The organism is Bacillus sp. TH22 (assembly GCF_016651015.1).
Lineage (GTDB): Bacteria > Bacillota > Bacilli > Bacillales > Bacillaceae_G > Bacillus_A > Bacillus_A mycoides.
Genome location: NZ_JAEKER010000001.1, coordinates 3,689,838 through 3,712,125, shown reverse-complemented (window position 1 = coordinate 3,712,125; position 22,288 = coordinate 3,689,838). Strand labels below are relative to the sequence as shown.

Here is a 22,288-nt window from a genome sequence, read left to right as displayed (position 1 = left end):
ATTAGGAGGTTTAGGCGCATGACATTTTGGCAGTTTGCATTTAAAAACGTGACGCGGAACGCCAGAGCTTATTTCGCCTATTTTGTAAGTAGTGCGTTTTCCATTGCAATTTTCTTCTCGTTTGCAGTTTATTTATTTCATCCTAAATTGCATATGACAGGCGTGAATGCTGCTCTGAACATATTAATGACAATCTCAGAAGTTGTCATTGTATTCTTTTCATTTTTCTTTTTACTATATTCAATCGGTACTTTCTTAAAAGTACGAAAAAAACAGTTCGGGATTTTAACAGTACTTGGCATATCTCCAAAGCAATTAAAGAGGCTCGTATTTCTAGAAAACATGCTAATTGGTGGCCTATCCATATTTTTCGGCATTCAATTTGGCCTTGTCTTTTCACAGTTCTTTTTATTAGTTACCGCCAAAATTACGCATGTACCTGGTTTATATTTATATTGGTGGCCTACAGCTGCTATCGTTTTAACTATAATTATCTTTCTTGGACTCTTCATTCTCGTATCATCTTTTACACCGATGCTAATCCGTACGAGAAAAGCTGTACGTCTTTTAAAAGAAGGAACAAAACAAAAAGAAAGAAAAGCATCTGTACTCATCTCTCTCTTTGGTGCGATATGTTTAATATCTGGATATGTTTTAGCAGCAAACCCACTATATTTTATGTCATTAGGAGATATCGCTGGGCTTTTGTACGCTGCCTCCTGTATATTTGTCATCCCATCACTTGCTGCAGCTGGGACATATTTTTTCTTCTCACAAATTAGCTTCTTACTCATTCGCATATTAAAGACGAGAAGAAAATTTTATATGAAACGTATTAATATGCTTTGGGTTTCTGATTTAGCAACTCGGATTCGGACAAATATTAACATGCTCTTTATCGTGACGATGTTATCAACGCTCGCTTTCACAATGATTACATTCTTATATGGGTTTGGGAAATTCACAAAGTTTGATGAAATAAGGCAAAATCCTTTCCCGTTTACTTATTTATCACATACTGAAAATACGTTAGCTGATGAACATTTAAATTGGTTAGAACAAAAATTTAACGAAGAGCAGTTTGCTTATAAGAAATTTAAAACGGATATATATGAAGTGTCTTCGGCAGAAGATAACGCGCAGCTCTATTATGCAATTAAACAAAGTGAATATAATATACTTGCTAAAGCATTAAATTGGGAAACGCTCACCGTAAGTAATAATGAGTCTTATATCCTTATTAAAGACATAGATGATCAATTCATTGGAACAGTTTTTGATCAAGAAAAGAGAAATACTCTGACACTTACTCAAAACTCTTTACAGCTACAAGTGAAAGAATATAAAAGTTATAACCCTTTCCCGAATAGCTTAATATCACAACTTCTCGTATTATCTGATGAAAATGTAGAAGCCTTATCAACCGCTTCAAAACAGATGAGTGTATATAGCTTCAAAGTTCCAGATTGGGAAAAGGCACATAATATCGGTTCAGCATTTATAACAAAAATTGATAATGACAATGCAGCTATTCAGGCAGAACATCCACCGTTTCATGCAAGTGAAGCAAGCGATTCTCTATACAAAACAAAATTAAATGTTGCTTCGTTTTTCTTAATTGGTACTTTCCTAGGTGTTATTTTCTTTATCGGAGCTGGCAGTGTTCTTTACTTCCGTATGTATACAGATTTAACAAATGAGCAAGAAAAGTATATAACGATTACAAAAATCGGTTTAACAGAAGTCGAAATGAAGCAATCCGCTACAATTCAACTTGCGATTCTTTTCTTTGTTCCTTACATTATGGCATCGATCCATACGATGTTTGCGACAAAGATGTTACAAGAAATATTACATCTATCATTATTCGCTGAGATTACAGTTGTACTTGTAATCTTTGGAACGGTTGAAATTATCTTTTTCCTTTTAATTCGTTCCTTTTATATGCAAAAATTATCACAACATATTAAGTTTTAAAAATAGAAAGGTGATTATTATGGAAGAAGTATTACACATAAAAAACGTCTCAAAAGTGTATGAAGGAAAGGTCCCTCATACTGCTTTAAAAAATATAAATTTACATGTAGATAAAGGAGAATTTGTTGCTATCATGGGACCATCTGGTAGCGGTAAATCTACATTTTTAAACGTTATCTCTACAATTGACTCCCCTACTTCTGGTGATGTCGTGATTAATGGAAAAAAACCGCACACATTTCGTAGAGAGAAACTAGCTATTTTCCGCCGCCAAGAGTTAGGGTTTGTTTTCCAAAACTTTAACCTATTAGATACACTAACAATCGGTGAAAATATCGTACTGCCTTTAACGTTAGATAATGTTCCTTTAAAAGAGATGGACGAAAAACTCGATAACATTTCAAAGAAACTTGGAATTGATCATATTTTGGACAAGCGTATTTTTGAAGTTTCTGGAGGACAAGCACAGCGTACCGCAGTAGCACGCGCTGTTATTCATCATCCGTCTCTTTTACTCGCTGATGAACCGACAGGAAACTTGGATTCTAAGTCAGCGATTGACGTAATGGAGTTATTTACGAAGTTAAACAAAGAAGAAGATGCAACAATTTTAATGGTTACTCATGATCCGTTTGCAGCAAGTTATTGTAACCGCGTTATTTTCATTAAAGATGGTGGGCTTTACAATGAATTACACCGCGGACTATATCGCGAGAAATTTTATCAAGAAATATTAGATGTTTTAGCATTATTAGGAGGAAGACGTGGATGACGTTTTGGCAATTTGCATTTAAAAATGTCTCACGTAATTCTAAAGCATATTTTGCTTATTTTGTAAGTAGTGCTTTTTCTATAATGGTTTTCTTTTCATTTACTGTATATGCGTATCATCCACGCTTGCAAAATTTACAAAAATTTCAAGAACGGGATCCTCTCATGAACTTAGCTAGTACTGCACAGTTTATTATCGTTTTGTTCTCGTTCTTCTTTCTCTTATATTCAGTCGGAACATTTTTAAATGTACGAAAGCAGCAATTTGGGATACTCACTATTCTTGGTATCTCACAGAGACAATTAAAAAGACTTTTATTTACCGAAAACATGATAATCGGGATATTATCTATCTTTATCGGCATTCAAGGTGGCCTTGTGTTTTCTAATTTCTTCTTATTAGTCACTTCGAAATTAACAAGTGCGAAAGGCCTCTATTTATATTGGCCAGCAGAAGCAATCATCGTTACAACCGTAACGTTTATCATTTTATTTTTAATCGTTTCTACATTTACACCTATGTTTATTCGGACTCGTAAAACAGTCCATCTTATTAAAGGGAACAAGAAAGTGACAGCCGAAAAAAGGCCGTCTATACTTATTTCGATATTTGCTTTAACTTGTTTAGGGTTATGTTATTATATTGCTGGTTATCCACAAGGCTATGTAACCGAAAAAAATGTGCAAAACGGATCTGTCTTCTTTATTATATTATCTATTTTGCCACTCGTAGTAGTCGGAACATATTTTTTCTTTTCACAAACATTTCTTCTTTTTATTTATATTTTAAAGAAGCGTAGAAAGTTTTATTTGAAACAAATAAACATGTTATGGATTTCAGACTTAGTTGCCCGTACCCGTAGTAATATTAATGTACTCTTTATCGTTTCTATGCTATCTGCGCTTGCATTTACGATTATTATCGGGTTATTTGCCGCTAATAACAATACGAAGGCATCAGTACTAGAGCGATATCCTATCCCCTTCACTTATACATCAGAAGGTGACAATTCCCTTGAACAAAAGCATATTACTACAATTGAAACTGAGCTTACAAATAGTAATTTTCAGTACAGAAAATATAAGCTTACAGTATTAAAAGATACAGCTTCAAAAGAAGACATTATGCTTATGAAGATGAGTGATTATAATGCAATTGCTAAACAATTGAAGAGACTGGAAATCACTCTTGATTCTACACAAGTTTATATTATTTCTCGTCATTCGCCAGAGCTTTTAAACCTTGTCTCAAATCCATTTGCAAAACAAGACACAATTACACTCGGATCTAATAAAAAAGAATTTCATATTAAAGGGTTTATTAATAAAGGGATTGAACCATCCTTCGCATTCCCCTATTTAATTGTTATACAAGATTATGTATTTGATAATATGATTCCTCATATTGAAACGACCATAGTTTATAATTATTTCGTGGAGAACTGGGAAAATGCGATTGTTCCGACGAAAAATATTTTACGTACAATTAGTAATGATGCAAGTGATTTTTTTGAAAAACATAAAGAAGAAAATGCTCAAACTCCTTTTTACATTCATACAGCTACTGATGAGCTAAACTACAGTAAAGGAAATTCAATTGCTCAATTCTTTATTTGGGCATTTCTTGGCTTTATCTTCTTTATCGGTGCGGCTAGCGTTTTATACTTCCGTATGTATAACGACTTAACGAATGAAAAACAAAAGTACATTACGATTACAAAACTGGGCTTAACTGAATCAGAAATGTTTCGCTCCGCAACGATTCAATTAGGAATTTTATTTTTCGTTCCTTACATCGTTGCTGGTGTTCACACGTTATTTGCGGTTAAGTTTTTACAAAGCATGTTTTCTTTCTCATTACTAAAAGAGTTACTGATTGTACTCACCTTTTTCGGGATTATCGAGATTATTTTCTTTTTCTTAATCCGCTCTCTGTACATTAATAAATTATCACAGCATATAAAACTATGAATAAAATAGCCTTGTGCATATTGCACAAGGCTATTTTCAATAGTTTTTAAATAATTAGCAGCAATATCCACCATAGCCGCCGCCATAGCCACCATAACCGCCGTAACCACAACCACCGCCGCCTCCGCCGAAGCAGCTAGCACCGATGATAATTAATAAAATAAACAATACGATTAGAAGCGCAAAACCGCCTCCGCACCCACGTCTGCGGTCGCAATCATCATGTCTGTGTTCACACTTTTCGCTCATTACTCTATTCCTCCTTTAGTATCATTCATAACAAGATCGTCTTGCTCTAAATGAGGGGATTCCATTTATATTATGTTTTCAGGGCAAATAGGAAGCTTGGCACTCCTAAAAACGGGCTTGTTTCATGAAAAGAGCCCCAACACAAAAAGAGGATACCTTTAAATAGGCACCCCCTTCTTCTAAACAAACATATTAAGTAAAAGCGCAAAGCCGAATGCAATAAATGATAACAATGTCTCCAGCACCGTCCACGTTTTAAACGTTTCTTTTACTGTCAAACCTAAATACTCTTTTACAAGCCAGAATCCTGCATCATTTACGTGAGAAAACATTAATGAACCTGCACCGGTTGCAATAACGAGTAATTCTAAATTTACACCAGACATGTGCTGAATAACCGGTGAAACAATTCCAGCTGCTGTCGTTAATGCTACAGTAGCTGAACCTGTTGCAATTCGGATTAATCCCGCTACCATGAACGCTAAGACGATTGGTGATAATGAAATATGTTCTGCCATTTGAGCGATGGCTGTTCCAACGCCGCTTTCAATTAATATTTGTTTAAATCCACCGCCTGCACCAATTATTAAAATAATGGAACCGACAGGTAGTAAACTTTCATCTGTTAATTTTTTAATCATCTTTTTATTAATTCCTTGTTTTATACCTAGCAAATAAAACGCTGCGAAACATGAAATAAGTAAAGCGATTACCGGACTTCCCACAAATACTAAAAATTCAGTTATTTTTTTCGGTAATGAAATATATGGTTCGACTACTGATAAAATCATTAAAACTACTGGCAGTAAAATAATAAAAAATGAAACTTTACGACTCGGTAAATCAGTTGATACTGTCGTAACTCGAACAAGCTCCGGTTCATTTTCAGGTATAACCCTCTTATGTACCCACTTTGCAAATACCGGTCCTGCGATAATTGCTGTTGGTAACGCGATAATTAATGAATACAATAGTACCTTTCCTAAATTCGCATTATAAATACCGATTGCTGTCATCGCACCTGGATGCGGCGGCACTAGCCCATGTACAATCGATAATCCAGCAATAACAGGTAACGCAATTAACAATATATTTTGTTTCGTTGTTTTCCGAATTGAAATAACAAGTGGTAATAAAATGACGATTCCCACTTCAAAAAACACTGGAATACCTATAACAAATCCGGCGAATAACATTGCCCAAGGTAATTTTTTCACCCCGAAGAATCGAATGAAGAAATCTGCTACTTGCATGCCAGCCCCTGAATCGGACATCATTTTCCCTAAAATTGTTCCGAGAGCCAAAATACCAACTAAATGCCCTAGTACACTACCAACACCAGTTTCATAGGCAGTAACAATTTTGGTCAAGTTCAACCCAGACATAATAGCTAAAAATAGACTAGCAACTGTTAAACTAATAAACGCATGCCATTTCCACCATGATACCCCTAAAATAACAATTGCGATCGCAATTAACGTGACGATTAATAAGTATATATCCATATCCCATTCCCCTTCGATATGAAATTTTTTTACAAAAAAAGAGGGAATTGGTCCCTCTTCATTTTTTACACATCATAATTTACAACGTAATGCTGCATTTCCGTATTGTAGTAGCCTTCACTATATTCAATTACTTCGCCAACTTCATCGTAAGAATAGCGCATACGTTTTAATAACGCTGTTCCCTCTTTTTCTCCTAACGCTTCTGCAACAAAATTAGGCGCAAATCCAACAGCGAATTCATCTCTGAAGTTTTCTAAATGTATACCACGGTCCTCGACTAGATCATAAAGCGATTGTAAGTCAAAGTCCGCTAAGTCTGTACTTGCCATTTGTGCTGAGAAATAGTGCGTATAATGAATGTACGGAGTATCATTTAAAGCATATAGACGCTCAATACGAAAACTCTCTTTACCAAACAAACGAAATGGTACTGTTCCTTCTTCATTATGAACCACTTCTGCCTTTAGCAATTTCTTTTGTACTTTATAGCCTTCTTCCACTAACACTTCTGTAAATTTCTTTCCCTTTGAAAGCTTTGTCGCAGAAGTATTTCGAATGACTTTCGTTCCTTTACCGCTTTTCTTTTCTAAATATCCTTCTTGAACGAGTTCTTTAATTGCGTTTCGCACTGTAATTTTACTCACTTTGAACTCTTCTTCTAATTGTGGTTCAGAAGGAATATTTGTATGAATGGCATAAACACCATGTAATATTCGATCACGAATAATATTTTTAATTTGTAAATATAATGGACCTCTTTTTCTCGTTACGTTCACCGTTACACCCACTACCTTTCTACATCACCTACTGATGCCATCATTGCCCGAAGTATATCTTTCTCTGATGACATTGGCGTATCACCGACGATTGTATGTGCAAGCATTCCAGCTGCTGACGCAAATGAAACAGCTTTCTCTGGTGCAAACTCTTCTATCTCGCCATGAATAATTCCGCTCGTATAAGCATCTCCAGCACCTATTCTATCATATACAGAAAACGTAAGTGTTTTGGCAAAAGTGAACGTCCCATCTTTACATATGAATCCGCGAAGTGAGTGTGTATTATCGCTATTAATAGAACGATGTGTCCCAGCAATTGTAGCGATATTATATATTTCAGCGACTTTTGGAATAAGATCAACAAGCTGTGCTTCTCGCTCCGTCTCTTCCGTTTTCATTCCGAGAACAAACATCGCATCTTTTTCATTCATCATTACAATATCGGCAAGGCCTAGCATTTCTTCATAATGAGGTTTCGCCTGTTCATACCCATCTTCTCCCCAAAGCGATGGACGATAGTTGCAATCGAAAACGACAGTGCCTCCATTTTCTTTAACTGCCTTCGCCAAAGATTTCATATGATGGCGCACAGTATTATTCATCGCAAGGGTAATCCCGCAAAAATGAACGATATCAATTTCTTTTGCAATTTCTTCAAATTGGTACATCTCTTCACATGCCGTATTGAAACTACTTTCTAATCGGTTCGAATATGTAACGCGGCTTGCGCGTGCTCCAAATCCATTTTCTAAAAAGTACATACCAACATATTTACCGCCTCTTGAAACAAACGGTGCCTGAATGCCTAACTTTTGAATATGTGATACCGCAGCATCCCCAACAGAGTTTTCCGGTAAAGTTGAAATAAGAAAACCTTCATGCCCTAGATGAGAAAGTGCTGCTGCAACGTTCACACCTGTACCTGAAAATGAGTAATTTAATGTGTTTGCTTGCGATAGCAATTCATATCCTGGCACTTGCAGGCGCATCATTACTTCACCGAATGCTGCAATTTTCTTACGCATATTGATCAACTAACTTCTTCACGACCGCTAGTAATTCACGAACATCTTCTGTTTTCGTATTGCCAGTTTCTTTATCAATAATAGAAGAGTACACGTGCGGGATAACTTGCTCTACGTTTGCTTCTAATGCAATACGTACAATTGTTTCAAAGTTTTCTTTATCAATTCCGCCCGTTGGCTCTAATGCAAATCCTTCTTCCGCACAAGCTTTCGCAACTGCGCGATATTCTTCTTCATGCGCTAAACCTTTCATTGGGAAGTATTTCAATGAATTCCCGCCCATATCACGTACAAGTGCAATAGCTGTTTTAATTGGAACGATTGCTTTCTCTTCTCCAGCTGCACTAATTGGACCAGTAGAAATATTTACGTACCCTACTTTTCCTGTAGGTGATACTAAACTATTAATCCAGCTATCTTTTCCGCCAAGATTTGCGCGCGTTGCTCCAACTGAAGGGAACACTTGGTTAATATGACTACCTGGATAATGTTTCGCAATTTCAGCCACAACTGCCGCTTGACGATTATCTCCTGCTCCTAGTCCGATTGATACAGCGTCATCAATTTCTTTTCCGTATGCTTTCATCGCAGTTACTGCTTCTTCTAATGTTGGATAATCTTTTGATAACACACCGACTACTACATAACCTTCTGCTGCTTCAAAAATGTCTTTCGCATTTCGGATATTGTTCGCTAATACATTTAATGCTACGCGGCCTTTATAAAAACGTTTTTGAATGTTTGTCATCTTAGTTTCCCCCTACAATTTCTCTCACTTTTTCTTCAATCACATGTATGTCATCGCCTTGAAGTGGACGTGGATCAATATCAAAGAACCCTTGTCTTACTCCGTAATCACGTGTGTAAATTGCGATTTCCCCTTCGCGTAACGCGGTCACAACACCTTTTGCAGTTTTATTTAATTCGTTCTCGTTAATATGAATACGCGCTCTAAAAATTGCTCTTCCAGCTTCATCTTGAACGATTGTTACATTTACACCGTTTAACTCTTTCAGCGGCATAAGTACTTGTAACAACTCTTTTTCTTGCTCACTCTTATCTTCTTTCACTCCGTACTCATCAAGCGCTTGAAGTAAGCCGAAAGTCGTTTCTTTCCCAACTTTCATACTTCTTCCGATGCAATGTAATTGTACTTTTAGCCATTCAATATATTTTCGTTTACCGCCGACAATACCAGAAGTAGGTCCTTCAATTGCCTTTGAACCGCTATAAATTGCAAGGTCTGAATACTTCACATACTTTTGAATATCTTCTTCAGCTGCCGCATCGACGATAAGTGGTACGTTATTTCGCTGCGCAACTTCCCATGCTTCTTCAACAGAAATCATATTTTTTTGTACTGCATGATGGGATTTCACATATAGAATCGCTGCTGTATTTTCGCCAATTGCATCTTCAATATGCTCCGCTTTCCCTTCATTTGCGTAACCTACTTCAACGAGCTTACCTCCGCCTAAATAAATCATCGTTTCAACAGGAGCACCGTATTGAACGTTATGACCTTTTAACATAATCACTTCGTTTTTCAGGATTACTTCTTGATGAAGTCGTTCACTTTTACGGCGATTTCCCTCTGTAACGATACCAGCGATAGAAAGCGCAATTCCGCTTGATGCTGAGTTCACAACGACCGCTGCCTCTGAATCTAAAATTCTCGCAATATGGTCTCCCGCTTTATCTACTAAATCGGCAATTTCCACATAATTTTGTCCACCATGTTTCATCGCATCCATCACTGTATTTGTCGGAGCGGATACACCTAAAATACTCATTCTACCGCTCGCATTAATAACTCTTTTTAATCCGTACTTAGCATTCAATGAATGACCCATTGATTACAACCCCTTTCGTATCAATTCTTCTTTCAGCAATGCGCTGATCCCCTTCTGAATCAATTAACGTAATCGGCTCATCTTTAACCGTAAACAAAGTTAAGTTTGCAATATCCCCTTCTTGAATGCGGCCAAGCTCTGGTTTCTTAAGCCACTCTGCTGCATTTTTCGTAACCGCATCAATTACTTCTTCTAGCGGATAACCTAAGTAAAGGAATTTCGAAAGAACGTTAGCCATACTGTAAACTGGACCGTGTATACGATTCTTCCGGTAAATATCTGTACTAATTGTATTAAAAGCAATATCGTGACGCTTCGCCGCCTCTGCTACTTTAAAAGAAAAACTAGCATTACCGTGACCAACATCTAAATGCACACCGCGTTTCACTGCATCTAATAACACAGATATCGGTTTGCCTTCTTCATCAAATAAATTATTTTCTTTCCCGTTTAAGTAATGTGTAATGACATCACCTTTTTCTAAAAGAGGTACAACTTCCTCTATACGTGGAGGCGCTGAACCGATATGTACCATAATCGACAATGATGTTTCACGAGATAAAGAGCGCGCTACGTGCAGCGGTTCAATTCCGCTATCACAAACGACACTTTTACTCATTCTCGCTTTTAATCCAACGATTACATCTTTATACTTTTCTACTGCATCTATTACTTTCTCTTTATCTATCCATTCCATATTGGATAATTCATCAATTCGTTTCAAACCGATGCGAGAAATATTTAAAAAGGCAAATAAATTCGTTTTTGCCTGTTCTCTACTTTGTACTAAATCTGCGATACGATCAGCTCCGCAGCTTCCCGCATCAACAATTGTCGTTACCCCTTGCTTAACGCCAATTTCATCTACCTCATCGCCATACGGATCAAACTCTGGAAAAGCATGAACGTGCAAATCAATCCATCCACTCGATACGTAAGTACCTGAGTAATCAAGAACCTTTCCACCCTCGCCAGCACCAGCTTTCGTCACCTGTGCGATTTTATTATTTTCAACTACAATGTCAATCTCTTCCCCGTTCACACGCTTCACATTACGTAGCACGAATCGTTCTGTCATTGTATTTCCACCCTTTTCTATAAGAAGCCATAAGAATACGCTTACATTAAAATTTCATTTTATATCTCTTTCACACGTTTAGCGTAACACAAAAAAAGGAAGAAGTAAATATAACGTTATAATGTTTAATAGTAAATAAAAAAACAATCCACAAAATGTTGATAGTACAGGAAATTATATCAATGATTCGACAAGGAATATCGATCTACCGACAAAAAACGGCAATCTATTTCTTATATGCCAAAAGACTGACCCAAAACGGACCAGCCTTTTTCTCTATTCCTGAACCGTCACAATAACCCCGTCCATATTGTTCCCCGAAATTTCATACTGCTTATTCGCTGGAACATTCACTTTCATATTACCCGAAACTTTATAATACGAAACCGTATATTTCTTACCTTCAACATCAGTTGAAATTTCTTTTTTCTCTTTGAGGAAGTCTAAATATTCCTCTAATGTAATTTTCTCTTTTTGCATAATCGCACTATGTGGTAAGCCAACATAACGTATATGCCACGGCTCATATTGAATGCCTGTAATATCGCTTTTATTTTTCGGATAACGTAAAACAAATCCGTGCTTCCATACATTATCTTCAATCCATTTTCCTTCAGGCGCTTTCTCCATTTTCTTTTGAGTAGACCCAACGTCGAGTGATAATCCTAAATTATGTTCACTATATCCTGCTGGAAGTGCATAATCAGATCCCATTTCTTTATATAATTTACTTTGTTCTTGAAAATCTCGGTAACCGCTACTCATTAAGAAATGCTGTACTCCATCTTTCCCAGCTGCATCGACAACGTTCAAAAACTTTTTTACAACACCCTCTGATAAGCGAAGATTTCTATCAAATATTACATAGCCTCTTACTAATTCACTATTGTGATTTACATTTATAATATCGGACCTAACACTATCTTTTTTAACCGGATAATCTTTATTAACTAATAATAGATCACCTTTATAAATTTGTTCCTCTGTAACCTCTATCTTTTCAGTGTTCGCGGCTTTTACTTTGTAATCTTTTTCTGCAATTTTAACATCGATCTCCTTTTGAAATACTGGTGATATATAAAAGCCTACACATGCTGTACATACTATAAAAAGAGAAATAAATACCCACTTTTTCATTTCTAGTTCCCCCTTAACGTGACTTACGTATAGAATAGAAAAAACTATTAAAATAAAAAGTGGGGTAAAGTTTAAATTTTTATTAAATTGCTTTGCTCTCTTCTTTTGGTAATCTCACTTCAAATATCGTTCTAATTACATTACTTTCAGCAGAGATTGTCCCATCATGCTGTTCGATAATATTTTTCGCGATAAATAATCCAAGACCTGTTCCACCCTGCTGCTCTGATCTTGCTTTATCACCTGTATAAAACATATCAAAAAGATACGGTAAATCTTCTTCTGGAATGCTATCTCCGTAATTAATAATTTGTACAACTACCTCTTCCCGATCAATATATCCGTTCACATCAACAAACTTTCCATCGTATCCATAGCGAATCGCATTCGTTAAAAGATTTTCAAATACTCGAGCTAACAATTTTCCGTCACCGTTAATAGGTAAATTCGAATCCATATTCAATCTCGCTTCTAAATCCTTTTTTTCTAATGATGGATACAATTCTTCCTCTAACTGTATAAGTAGTTCACTTATATCAATTGGTCTTTTTTCCAGCTGCAACATGCCATAATTCATTCTCGTTATTTCAAATAATTCATCAAGTAAGCTTTCAAGCCTTTCAGATTTCGTAAAAGCAATTGTGGAAAAATGCTTAATTTGTTCTTTCGTCAAATTCTCATCTTTAAGAATTAAATCTAAATAACCTAAAACAGATGTTAACGGCGTTCTTAAATCATGAGCTAAGTTAACAATTAACTGATCCTTACTACTTTCCGCAAAGTCTCCTCGTTCAACCGCTTCTTTTAATTTCTCACTCGCTACATTCATTTCGCGGGCGATATATCCAAACTCATCATTTGATGAAACACGAACTTGATTTGTAAAATCACCGTTCGCCAAATGATGAATCCCGTTTGAAATCTCATCAAAATACTTTAAATAAGGCCTTGTAAGGAAGAAGAAAAACATAATGGATAGAGGGATGAAGATAATTAAAAAGAAATTAATATCCCCAATTTGTCTTACCATTGAACGAAATTGGGCTAAAGGATCCTCATAACGAACTACTAATTTATAATAGATCCGTAATCCTTTATAAATTAAATACGTTACGCCACCAGCTAATATCATGCTTAACGCAAATAGCATAACCATCTTTGAGCGAAAGCTTCTCATTTTTTTAGCCATTGAAAGTATACCCTACTCCCCATACCGTTTTTATTAACTTATTCTTTCTTTTATCTTCCCCAAGTTTTTTCCGCAGTGTACGAATATGTACCATAACTGTATTTCCACTTTCGTAATACCCTTCAGCCCATACTTGCTGAAAAATATTTTCCACACTGTACACTTTCTTCGGATGACTCGCTAATACATATAAAATATCAAATTCTTTTGGTGTTAATTCAATTGGCTCTCCGTACACATTTACTGTTCTTCGCTCAGGATCAATAGCGACTCCGCCTATTTCTAAAGCAGATTTATTCTCCGCTACTTTCGGCTGATTTAACGTAAGAAATCGACGTAATTGTGCATTTACACGCGCAACTAATTCAATCGGTGTGAAAGGCTTCGTCATATAATCATCCGCACCTAGCACAAGACCTGTCACTTTATCAAAATCAGATGTTTTCGCACTTAAGAAAATGATTGGCATATGATGTTTCGCACGAATCTGGCGTGTCACCTCATATCCATCCATTTTCGGCATCATAATATCTAAAACCACTAAGTCAATTAGCTGAGTTTGAATAATATGCATGGCTTCTTCTCCATCAGCTGCTTTAACGACGTGGTACCCCTCTTTTTCTAAATGTATCTCAATTAAATCAGCAATTTCTGCCTCATCATCAGCTATTAAAATTGAAATGTGCTTCATTTTACTCCCCCTACTTTATTCTGTTTTCATACGCTCGATTTTAAACTAGTCTATCCAATTTGTACAATAAGAAAAGGCTACCCGTAAGAGTAACCTTGATAAATGAAATTATATCGGCGATTTTTTAAATATATCGACTTACCGAAAATTAACGAGAAAATCATCCCGCTATTTGCAGGTAGTCAGTACTAATAAAAGCTCCTATTCATCGCTCAAAAATAATCCGCTGCTTTGTTATTTCTTCCAACCTGCCTCGATCTACTTCATACTCACGTTCAATACTTTGCGGTACCCTTACTTTTCCGCCTTCAAGCATCACTTCCGGTGAAATGATATCCTTCTCCCAATGTCTACTAGAAGCAGATATATCTCCAGGAATCGTAAAGTTTGGCAATGAAGCGAGTGCAACATTTTGAGCTCGTGAAATTCCCATTTCTACCATGCCACCGCACCAAACTGGTATGTTATGCTCCATACAATAATTATGGATTTGAACGGACTCTGTTAATCCGCCCACTCGCCCTGGTTTAATATTAACGACGCGGCAACTGCCAAGCGTAATCGCAACACGTGCGTCTTCTAAACTATGGATGCTTTCATCTAAACAAATCGGTGTCTCAATTTTCTTTTGCAGTTGTGCATGATCCAGAAAATCGTAATCCGCTAACGGTTGTTCAATCATCATAAGCCTAAATTCATCTAGTCGTTTCAACTTCTCCGTATCCGCTAATGTATAAGCTGAATTTGCATCAGCCATTAACGGGATGTTCGGAAACTCTTTGCGAATTTCTTTCAGTAATTCGTAATCATGTTCTGGCTTTATTTTCACTTTAAAGCGCTCGTATCCTTCTTCCGCGTACTTCTCGATTTGTTTTAACATAACGGGAATTGTATTGATCCCAATCACAACGCCGACTTCAATTTCAGACCTATTTCCGCCAAGCAATATCGCTAACGACTGCTTTTGACGCTTCGCATATAAATCCCAAACAGCACCTTCAATTCCGGCCTTTGCCATTCGGTTTCTCTTTATATGTTTGAACAAAGACGGTACTTCATTCGGATGAGAGATTTCAGCTTTCAATAAATCTAGTAATAAAAAATCCTGAAGTACATGCAGCGCTGTCTTCACCGTTTCCTCCGTATACCACGGTTCAGAAAATGCAACGACTTCACCAAAACCAATGTATCCATCTGTATCTTCTAATTCAATGACGATACTTTCACGCTTTTCATAAGTCCCGTAACTTGCCGCAAACGGGATAATGAGCGGCATTTCCGTTATATAAAGTGTCGCTTTTTTTATTTCCACCTACATCTCCTCCACTAATTGTCTTAACTCTCGTCTTAACAATTTCTTCGAAGCATTTCGTGGTAATTCCTCTAAGAAACATGCTTTCTTCGGCACTTTATATTTCGCTAATTTCTCTTCGCAAAAACGAAGAATTTCTTCTTCTGTTACGTCTACACTTTTTACAACAAAAGCAGCTGGTACTTGTCCCCAACTTTCGTCAGCCATACCGACAACACCCGCTTCTGCTACCGCCGGATGAGAGAGCAATACTTCTTCAATTTGAGCTGGATATATATTTTCTCCGCCAGAAATAATTAAATCACTGCGGCGATCTAATACGTATAAAAATCCTTCTTCATCTAAATAACCGAGGTCACCAGTATGAAGCCATCCATTTCTGATCGCCTCATGCGTCGCATCTTCACGGTTAAAGTAGCCACCTGTTACGTTCGGTCCTTTTACTACAATTTCTCCTTCAGCACGGGGCGGCACAACTACGCCGTCTTTTTCAATACGAAGCTGACACTGAAATAGTGGTTTTCCGGCTGATCCTACTTTCGTTAACATGTAATCTGCTGTTAACGTACAAATTTGCGATGATGTTTCTGTCATACCGTACGTTTGATACACAGGAATTCCTTTTTCCACACATGTTTCTAATAACGGCTTCGGTGCTGGTCCTCCCCCAAGTAACATGCATCGTAAAGAAGATGGATATGTACCTTCGCCAAGTCGTTCTAATAAATCTGTTAGCATTTTAGAAACGACAGAAATAATCGTAACGCCTCTCGTTTGAAGTGCTTTATGAATAAAATTAGCATCATATTTTGGAACGAGTAAAATGCGCATACCGTACATAATATTTTTCATTAAAAGAGATAACCCGCCAACGTGGAACATTGGCATACAAGCTAACCAACAATCATCATCACGAAGCCCTAAATTAAGCGAAGAACCGACTGCACTTGCCCAGTGGTTACCGTACGTTAAAACAACGCCTTTCGGTTTCCCTGTCGTCCCTGACGTATAAATAATTGTCATCGCTTCTTCTAAAGAGAATTCTTCTTGTATAAATGCTTCCGCCTTCGGTCCTTGCATCACTTCAGCAAATGAACATACTGGAACATTTTCCGTCTCAAACTCTTGATCCGTCACTAAACAAACAACTTCCGCATCATCCATTTGCCAAAGTAGCTCTTCTCTTGAAAGACGCGTATTTAAAAGCACAGCTACTGCACCTATGTAAGATAGGGCGTGAATAACTGTAATCATCTCCATACCATTTTTCATCAGAACAGCCACCTTTTGCGCCCGCTTCACTCCTACATGCGTGAGGTGTTCACAAACAGATACTACTTTTTCATGCAGCTGCACGAAAGTAACCTTCTCCTCTTCAATTTCAATTGCAGTGCGATCAGGTGTTAAAAATGCACGTTGCATTAACCAATTCGGCATCGTCTCCATCACTCATTCTCCTTTCATGAAAGAAAGAGACCTGATATGACATCAAGTCTCTTAGTTGTTTTGTTTCCGGTGTGATCTTTTAGGAGCGTCTCACATTGTGTGCGAGCCGCTTCCGTCTAAGAACCTTCCGCACGAGAAAGTAAAAAACACTTTCTGTGCGAAAGAACCTTAGCCTACGAGGCTAAACAGTCGGCTCCGCTTTTAAAACATCCAGCTACAGCGGCTAGAACAGTCGGTCGTTTCACGCCTTCCTACGAGGCAAAAAACGCCTCTACGTCAGGAGTTCCAACGCCCTCTTGTTCTAAGCGAGCCGCTTCCGCTTTTGGTTTCATCCAGCTACAGCGGCTAGAATGTTCGGTGGCTTCACTTCTTCCTACGAGGCAAAAAGCGCCTCTTTGTCAGAAGCTCCATCCCCCTCACATTCTAAGCGAGCCGCTTCCGCTTTTGGTTTGATCACGGGAAACGAGGGAATTGACCGAAGTCCGGAGTGCGTTTTTCTTTGAACGCGTCGCGGCCTTCTTTTGCTTCGTCAGTTGTGTAGTACAATAACGTTGCGTCTCCAGCTAGTTGTTGAATACCAGCTAAACCGTCTGTGTCTGCGTTGAATGCAGCTTTTAGGAAACGAAGTGCCATTGGGCTGTTTGCTAAAATTTCTTGTGACCATTGTACTGTTTCTGCTTCAAGTTCTTCTAATGGTACTACTGTGTTTACTAAGCCCATATCAAGCGCTTCTTGTGCGCTGTATTGACGGCATAGGTACCAAATTTCGCGAGCTTTCTTGTGGCCTACCATACGAGCTAAGTAACCAGCTCCGTATCCACCGTCAAAGCTTCCTACTTTAGGACCAGTTTGTCCGAATACAGCATTGTCTGCAGCGATTGTTAAGTCACATACGATATGAAGTACGTGTCCACCACCGATTGCATAACCTGCTACCATTGCGATAACCGGTTTAGGGATTGCGCGAATTAGACGTTGTAAGTCTAATACGTTTAAACGTGGGATTTGGTCGTCACCTACATAGCCACCATGACCGCGAACTTTTTGGTCGCCGCCAGAACAGAATGCACGTCCACCTTCACCTGTTAAAATGATAACGCCAACATTTGCATCATCACGAGCGTGTGCAAAAGCATTGATTAACTCCATTACCGTTTTAGGACGGAATGCATTATGTACTTCAGGGCGGTTAATCGAAATCTTTGCGATGCCATTGTATGTTGAATAAATAATATCTTCGTAATTGCCTTCTTTTACCCATTCAATAGTCATTACTATTACCTCCTTTTATATTTCTGATCTCCGCTATAAGTGCAACTTCCTTCTTGCTGAAAAAAGTATCACTGCATAGTTTTTAGAAATCCCTTTACTATTGTATCAAACTTTTCCGGTTGTTCCACATGAATTGCATGGCCAGCCCCATCAATTTTGACAAATTTCGCATGAGGGATGCATTTTTTGATGTTTTTTAATAGGCGAAAGAACTTTTCATCGCTTTCTCCATTCATTAAAAGGACAGGCATTTTTAGGTTTTGCAATTCGTTCCACCATGAAGGTTGAGCCCCTGTTCCCATGCCGCGAAGACTATTTGCAAGTCCTTTTGGATCATTAGCAAGTCGTTCTTTTCGCACCGCTTCTTTTACGTTTTGCACTAAACGTTTTTGCGTTTCAAATAGCGGAATATTTTCCCACATCGATACAAAACTTCGGATGCCTTCTTGCTCAATTTTATCGGCAAGTCGTTCATCTTTTTCCTTGCGTTCTTTTCGCTCCTTTGCACTCTCAAGTCCAGCTGTACAGTTTTCTAAAAGAAGCGAACGCACATATTCTGGATATAAGCATGCCATCGTAATCGCAAGTCTACCACCCATTGAATAGCCAAGTACATGTGCATTTTCAATATGAAGATGATCCAGTAGTTCTTTCATTTGCAGCGCCACATTTTGAATATCATAATGCGTCACATCTTCAGGACTTTCCGTTTTCCCGTGTCCAACAATGTCTACTAGAATGACTTGAAACTGCTCGCTCCAAGAAGGAATAAAGGAATCCCACGTTTCCATGCTTCCCGTAAAACCATGAAGAAGTAGAAGTGGTTCCCCGCTTCCGGCTACTTCATATTCATACGATACACCTTGCAATGTTACTTTCATTTTGATTCACCTTGCAAAGATGTAGTAATAACGTCCATTGTTTTTGCCCATAGTTCACGATGTAATTTCAAGTTTTCTTCGCGATTCGTACAAATTTCCACAACATGTAATCCATTCGTTTTCGTTCCAGTTTGTACTTCTTCTCGGAAGTTTTCCCAACCATTTACACGGCTAAATGAACCACCATACATTTTGACAACATGTTCATAATCAAGCCCAATTGGTGTTCCAAATAATGATTCGAAATGTTCCTTTTTCTCGTATTGTGGTAAGAATGAGAAAATACCTCCACCATCATTATTTACAACAACAATCGTTATATTTAACTCATGTAGTTTCGCGGCTAATAGTCCGTTTAAATCGTGATAAAATGATAAATCACCGATTACTAATACGAGCGGATCACAAATAATACTCGCTCCTAAAGCTGTTGAAATGATTCCATCAATACCATTTACACCGCGGTTCGCCATTACTTGAATGTTTTTATCCGATGTGAAGAAAAATGAATCGGTATCGCGAATTGGCATACTATTACTCGCAAATAACGTTGCCCCTTCTGGTAATACACGTACAATATCCGTAACTACTTTTCCTTCAAACGCCGTTTCATATGTTTCCATCTCACGAAGCGTTTCTCTCGTTTTCTCGTTTATATGTTTCCACATTCCGAACCAATCATTCTTTTTCATAACTGGCATTTTCTCTAGTAATGCTCTGCAAAATTCACTGTCACTAGCTTGTACAACTTCTGTCGCAACTAGAGCTGGATCTCTCCATTGTCCAGATTCATCAACAACGATATGAACAGCTTTCGTTTGTTTTTTAATGAACTGCGTTAATGCTTTAGAGACAGGCATTCCTCCGAAACGAATTAAAACATTCGGCTTCCACGTTTCTTTTAACAATTCATTTCGTAAAAATGTATCGTAACAATCTATAACCATCGTTTTATCATGATTACCACTACGGAGGTTAGAAAGTGGATCTGCTAAAATTGGATACCCTGTTTTCTCAGCTACTTTCATAACAACTTCTGTTATTTCTGGATGACTGCCGTCTCCACAAATAATAAGCCCCTTTTCCATATGTGAAAGGCGCCCTACAAGAGAATCTACATATTCACTCGGCATCGTCACGTTCCCTTGCTGAACTACTCCTGTATATTCACCACGCCCTTTATCCCATAAACTTTCTAATGAGAAATCCGGTATAAGCGGCTCGCGAACTGGAAAATTAAGATGAACAGGTCCTTGCGGCGCTAGAAGTGCGCTTGCTATCGTACGCTGCGTTGTCATTCGAGCGTAATGATACATTGCTTCACTCGCTTCAGGAAGTGCCATCTCTGTAAATTGCTTCACAAAAGTACCGTATAAATTAAATTGATTCATCGCCTGTGGTGCACCCACATCTCTTAATTCATGCGGTCTATCCGCTGTTAATACGATAAGCGGCACTCGTGAATGAAACGCTTCACATACAGCTGGATAATAGTTCGCTGCTGCCGTCCCTGACGTACATAATAGCGCAACAGGACGTTTTTTTGCTTTCGCAATACCGAGCGCAAAAAATCCTGCTGATCTTTCGTCTACATGTAAATATGTTTTCATTCCTTCATGTTGTTCCATTAGTAAGGCAATCGGCGTTGACCGTGAGCCAGGACTAATGACAACATCACATACATTTAGACGCGTCAGTTCGTCCACGAACGCGCCTAAATAATATGATAATGCTTCTATATGATTGTTCATTTCATTAATTCCTCCAAAGCACCAAGCATCGGTCTAAACTTCAAACTTGTTTCTTCATATTCAAGCTGCGCTACTGAATCAATTACGATACCACAGCCGGCAAACAAGGATGCCTTCTCGCCATTTAATAATCCGCAGCGAAGTGCAACCGCAAATTCACCATTTCCTTCATCATCTATAAAGCCAATTGGTGCACCATATAATCCTCTATCTAAAAGCTCTACATCACGAATTAATTTCAACGCCTCATGACGAGGTGTACCACCAAGAGCTGGTGTTGGATGTAATTCTTCTACCATCGTTAAAAGACTTGCATCACCTTTTGCTTCTACTGGCGTATATAAATGGATTAAATTTTTCGTCGTTAATAAGCCTGGGCTCTCCGGAATATTAACAGATTCGCAATGCTCACTTAGCACACCTCGAATCATGTTAACTACATAACCGTGTTCAGCCAAATTCTTTTCATCATGAAGAAGCGTCTCACCATTTTGTTTACTTTCTTCTATAGAATTGCCATGACCAATTGAACCAGCAAGGCACATCGATGTGAACTTCTCGCCTTCTTTTCGAATCAATCGCTCAGGTGTCGCCCCTAAGAAGCATGCTCCTTTATAATCAAAAGAAAATACGTAACAATCCGGTTGCCCAATGCGAAGCGCTTCTAAAACAAGAACGGAATCAATATGCTGATCCATCGTTAATTTTAGCTCCCTTGCTAATACAACCTTCTGCACGTTCCCTTGCTTCATTTCATGCTGCACTTTTCCAATCGCGTTCATCCAGCCACTCGGATCAACTTCTACTTTAGAAGTAACTGTTAATTTTGATCCTACTAGTGCACATTTACTCTCTTGTAAAATTCTCTCTTCTACAGAAATAATTTCGTTATAAAGAGTTTCTGCACAATCTTCAGCTGAAACGAACTGATTAATCGTTAACCACGCCTTTTCATTTTTTACAGTTAATAAAAATGCTGGTAGTGAAAATGTGGTATCATCAAATTCTTTCCAAAGATTCGTTTTTTCTTTTTCTTGGTCAAATGAAAATCCACCAAATAAAAGAGGACCTGTTCCAAATTCGTATCCTTCTCTTTGTACGAATGCTTTCTCCTTTACTTTATCCCACTCGTCACGAGCAGTTTGAAAGCGTTTGTGAGAAGAATTTGCTATAGTGAAAACAGAGCCAATTCCAGCAAATATTACATGCTGAGCTGGGTCTGCAAAATAACATCTATTTTCGAATGCGATCCTTTTTCCTGCTGCATAAAACAGAAGTGGATCCACCCAATCTATTTGTTTTACAAAACTAACTAATGTTTTTTCATCAGTCGTACGCTTAATAGCTGTAACAAGAACTTCTTGTAAGCCTTTTCGTTTCGTTTGAATCACAATTGTC

Annotated in this window: 19 protein-coding genes; 3 read left to right on the top strand and 16 right to left on the bottom strand. The window is 37.9% G+C overall.

The window, feature by feature from the left end; all coding sequences use genetic code 11:
• Window positions 1–18 precede the first annotated feature (18 nt).
• Genes JFU18_RS18860 through JFU18_RS18850 form a run of 3 tightly spaced genes read left to right on the top strand, consistent with a single transcriptional unit; the run spans window position 19 to window position 4,719 of the window.
• Complete coding sequence (locus JFU18_RS18860; RefSeq protein WP_201034426.1) at window positions 19–1,977, top strand: FtsX-like permease family protein; 1,959 nt, start codon at window positions 19–21, stop codon at window positions 1,975–1,977.
• 19 nt (window positions 1,978–1,996) lie between these two features.
• Window positions 1,997–2,749, top strand: coding sequence for an ABC transporter ATP-binding protein (locus JFU18_RS18855; RefSeq protein ID WP_085312659.1), 753 nt, complete (start codon window positions 1,997–1,999; stop codon window positions 2,747–2,749).
• Window positions 2,746–4,719 carry an FtsX-like permease family protein gene (locus JFU18_RS18850; RefSeq protein ID WP_201034427.1) on the top strand — a complete coding sequence of 658 codons (1,974 nt, stop codon included), beginning with the start codon at window positions 2,746–2,748 and terminating at the stop codon, window positions 4,717–4,719. Before JFU18_RS18855 ends, JFU18_RS18850 begins: the two co-directional genes overlap by 4 nt.
• Window positions 4,720–4,773: 54 nt before the next feature.
• Here JFU18_RS18850 and JFU18_RS30380 read toward each other — a convergent pair whose 3' ends face one another.
• The 16 genes from JFU18_RS30380 to JFU18_RS18770 form a co-directional block, all read right to left on the bottom strand.
• The gene (locus tag JFU18_RS30380; RefSeq protein ID WP_061674573.1) at window positions 4,774–4,968 is read right to left on the bottom strand and encodes a YjcZ family sporulation protein; all 195 of its coding nucleotides are present in this window, start codon (window positions 4,966–4,968) and stop codon (window positions 4,774–4,776) included.
• Window positions 4,969–5,147: 179 nt separating this feature from the next.
• On the bottom strand, window positions 5,148–6,473 hold the full coding sequence (gene gntP / locus JFU18_RS18840; RefSeq protein ID WP_201034428.1) for a gluconate permease GntP: 1,326 nt from the start codon (window positions 6,471–6,473) through the stop codon (window positions 5,148–5,150).
• Window positions 6,474–6,538: 65 nt separating this feature from the next.
• Window positions 6,539–7,264: a GntR family transcriptional regulator gene (locus tag JFU18_RS18835; protein WP_002015828.1), complete on the bottom strand. Its 726-nt coding sequence runs from the start codon at window positions 7,262–7,264 to the stop codon at window positions 6,539–6,541.
• Window positions 7,264–8,280: a sugar kinase gene (locus JFU18_RS18830; protein WP_201031989.1), complete on the bottom strand. Its 1,017-nt coding sequence runs from the start codon at window positions 8,278–8,280 to the stop codon at window positions 7,264–7,266. Before JFU18_RS18830 ends, JFU18_RS18835 begins: the two co-directional genes overlap by 1 nt.
• Entirely contained in the window at window positions 8,273–9,028 is a 756-nt protein-coding gene (gene dagF, locus JFU18_RS18825; RefSeq protein ID WP_201034429.1) for a 2-dehydro-3-deoxy-phosphogluconate aldolase, read from the bottom strand. Before dagF ends, JFU18_RS18830 begins: the two co-directional genes overlap by 8 nt.
• 1 nt (window position 9,029) lies before the next feature.
• Window positions 9,030–10,133, bottom strand: a complete 1,104-nt coding sequence (locus JFU18_RS18820; protein ID WP_201034430.1) for a DgaE family pyridoxal phosphate-dependent ammonia lyase — start codon at window positions 10,131–10,133, stop codon at window positions 9,030–9,032.
• Window positions 10,111–11,211 carry an amidohydrolase/deacetylase family metallohydrolase gene (locus JFU18_RS18815; RefSeq protein WP_201034431.1) on the bottom strand — a complete coding sequence of 367 codons (1,101 nt, stop codon included), beginning with the start codon at window positions 11,209–11,211 and terminating at the stop codon, window positions 10,111–10,113. Before JFU18_RS18815 ends, JFU18_RS18820 begins: the two co-directional genes overlap by 23 nt.
• Window positions 11,212–11,487: 276 nt before the next feature.
• A complete protein-coding gene (locus JFU18_RS18810) occupies window positions 11,488–12,348 on the bottom strand; it encodes a M15 family metallopeptidase (protein WP_201034432.1) in 861 nt (286 codons plus the stop codon).
• Window positions 12,349–12,430: 82 nt separating this feature from the next.
• The gene (locus JFU18_RS18805; RefSeq protein WP_201034433.1) at window positions 12,431–13,537 is read right to left on the bottom strand and encodes a HAMP domain-containing sensor histidine kinase; all 1,107 of its coding nucleotides are present in this window, start codon (window positions 13,535–13,537) and stop codon (window positions 12,431–12,433) included.
• Window positions 13,530–14,228, bottom strand: coding sequence for a response regulator transcription factor (locus tag JFU18_RS18800; RefSeq protein ID WP_085312668.1), 699 nt, complete (start codon window positions 14,226–14,228; stop codon window positions 13,530–13,532). Before JFU18_RS18800 ends, JFU18_RS18805 begins: the two co-directional genes overlap by 8 nt.
• Before the next feature lie 205 nt (window positions 14,229–14,433).
• Window positions 14,434–15,540, bottom strand: a complete 1,107-nt coding sequence (gene menC / locus JFU18_RS18795; protein WP_201034434.1) for an o-succinylbenzoate synthase — start codon at window positions 15,538–15,540, stop codon at window positions 14,434–14,436.
• Window positions 15,541–16,986, bottom strand: coding sequence for an o-succinylbenzoate--CoA ligase (locus JFU18_RS18790; protein ID WP_201034435.1), 1,446 nt, complete (start codon window positions 16,984–16,986; stop codon window positions 15,541–15,543).
• Between the two features lie 453 nt (window positions 16,987–17,439).
• Window positions 17,440–18,258, bottom strand: coding sequence for a 1,4-dihydroxy-2-naphthoyl-CoA synthase (gene menB, locus JFU18_RS18785; RefSeq protein WP_002089233.1), 819 nt, complete (start codon window positions 18,256–18,258; stop codon window positions 17,440–17,442).
• A 68-nt stretch (window positions 18,259–18,326) separates the two neighbouring features.
• Window positions 18,327–19,139 carry a 2-succinyl-6-hydroxy-2,4-cyclohexadiene-1-carboxylate synthase gene (gene menH, locus JFU18_RS18780; RefSeq protein ID WP_201034436.1) on the bottom strand — a complete coding sequence of 271 codons (813 nt, stop codon included), beginning with the start codon at window positions 19,137–19,139 and terminating at the stop codon, window positions 18,327–18,329.
• Window positions 19,136–20,890 carry a 2-succinyl-5-enolpyruvyl-6-hydroxy-3-cyclohexene-1-carboxylic-acid synthase gene (menD, locus tag JFU18_RS18775; RefSeq protein WP_201031998.1) on the bottom strand — a complete coding sequence of 585 codons (1,755 nt, stop codon included), beginning with the start codon at window positions 20,888–20,890 and terminating at the stop codon, window positions 19,136–19,138. The genes menH and menD overlap by 4 nt, the downstream gene beginning before the upstream one ends.
• Window positions 20,887–22,281, bottom strand: coding sequence for an isochorismate synthase (locus JFU18_RS18770; RefSeq protein ID WP_201034437.1), 1,395 nt, complete (start codon window positions 22,279–22,281; stop codon window positions 20,887–20,889). Before JFU18_RS18770 ends, menD begins: the two co-directional genes overlap by 4 nt.
• Window positions 22,282–22,288: the final 7 nt, after the last annotated feature.

Coding starts and splice junctions, on each gene's coding strand:
- JFU18_RS18790 (WP_201034435.1), bottom strand. CDS start 16,986: ATGGAGACGATGCCGAATTGGTTAATGCAACGTGCATTTTTAACACCT.
- JFU18_RS18820 (WP_201034430.1), bottom strand. CDS start 10,133: ATGGGTCATTCATTGAATGCTAAGTACGGATTAAAAAGAGTTATTAAT.
- JFU18_RS18855 (WP_085312659.1), top strand. CDS start 1,997: ATGGAAGAAGTATTACACATAAAAAACGTCTCAAAAGTGTATGAAGGA.
- menD (WP_201031998.1), bottom strand. CDS start 20,890: ATGAACAATCATATAGAAGCATTATCATATTATTTAGGCGCGTTCGTG.
- JFU18_RS18810 (WP_201034432.1), bottom strand. CDS start 12,348: ATGAAAAAGTGGGTATTTATTTCTCTTTTTATAGTATGTACAGCATGT.
- JFU18_RS18800 (WP_085312668.1), bottom strand. CDS start 14,228: ATGAAGCACATTTCAATTTTAATAGCTGATGATGAGGCAGAAATTGCT.
- JFU18_RS18860 (WP_201034426.1), top strand. CDS start 19: ATGACATTTTGGCAGTTTGCATTTAAAAACGTGACGCGGAACGCCAGA.
- menH (WP_201034436.1), bottom strand. CDS start 19,139: ATGAAAGTAACATTGCAAGGTGTATCGTATGAATATGAAGTAGCCGGA.
- JFU18_RS30380 (WP_061674573.1), bottom strand. CDS start 4,968: ATGAGCGAAAAGTGTGAACACAGACATGATGATTGCGACCGCAGACGT.
- menB (WP_002089233.1), bottom strand. CDS start 18,258: ATGACTATTGAATGGGTAAAAGAAGGCAATTACGAAGATATTATTTAT.
- dagF (WP_201034429.1), bottom strand. CDS start 9,028: ATGACAAACATTCAAAAACGTTTTTATAAAGGCCGCGTAGCATTAAAT.
- JFU18_RS18830 (WP_201031989.1), bottom strand. CDS start 8,280: ATGCGTAAGAAAATTGCAGCATTCGGTGAAGTAATGATGCGCCTGCAA.
- gntP (WP_201034428.1), bottom strand. CDS start 6,473: ATGGATATATACTTATTAATCGTCACGTTAATTGCGATCGCAATTGTT.
- JFU18_RS18850 (WP_201034427.1), top strand. CDS start 2,746: ATGACGTTTTGGCAATTTGCATTTAAAAATGTCTCACGTAATTCTAAA.
- JFU18_RS18805 (WP_201034433.1), bottom strand. CDS start 13,537: ATGGCTAAAAAAATGAGAAGCTTTCGCTCAAAGATGGTTATGCTATTT.
- JFU18_RS18815 (WP_201034431.1), bottom strand. CDS start 11,211: ATGACAGAACGATTCGTGCTACGTAATGTGAAGCGTGTGAACGGGGAA.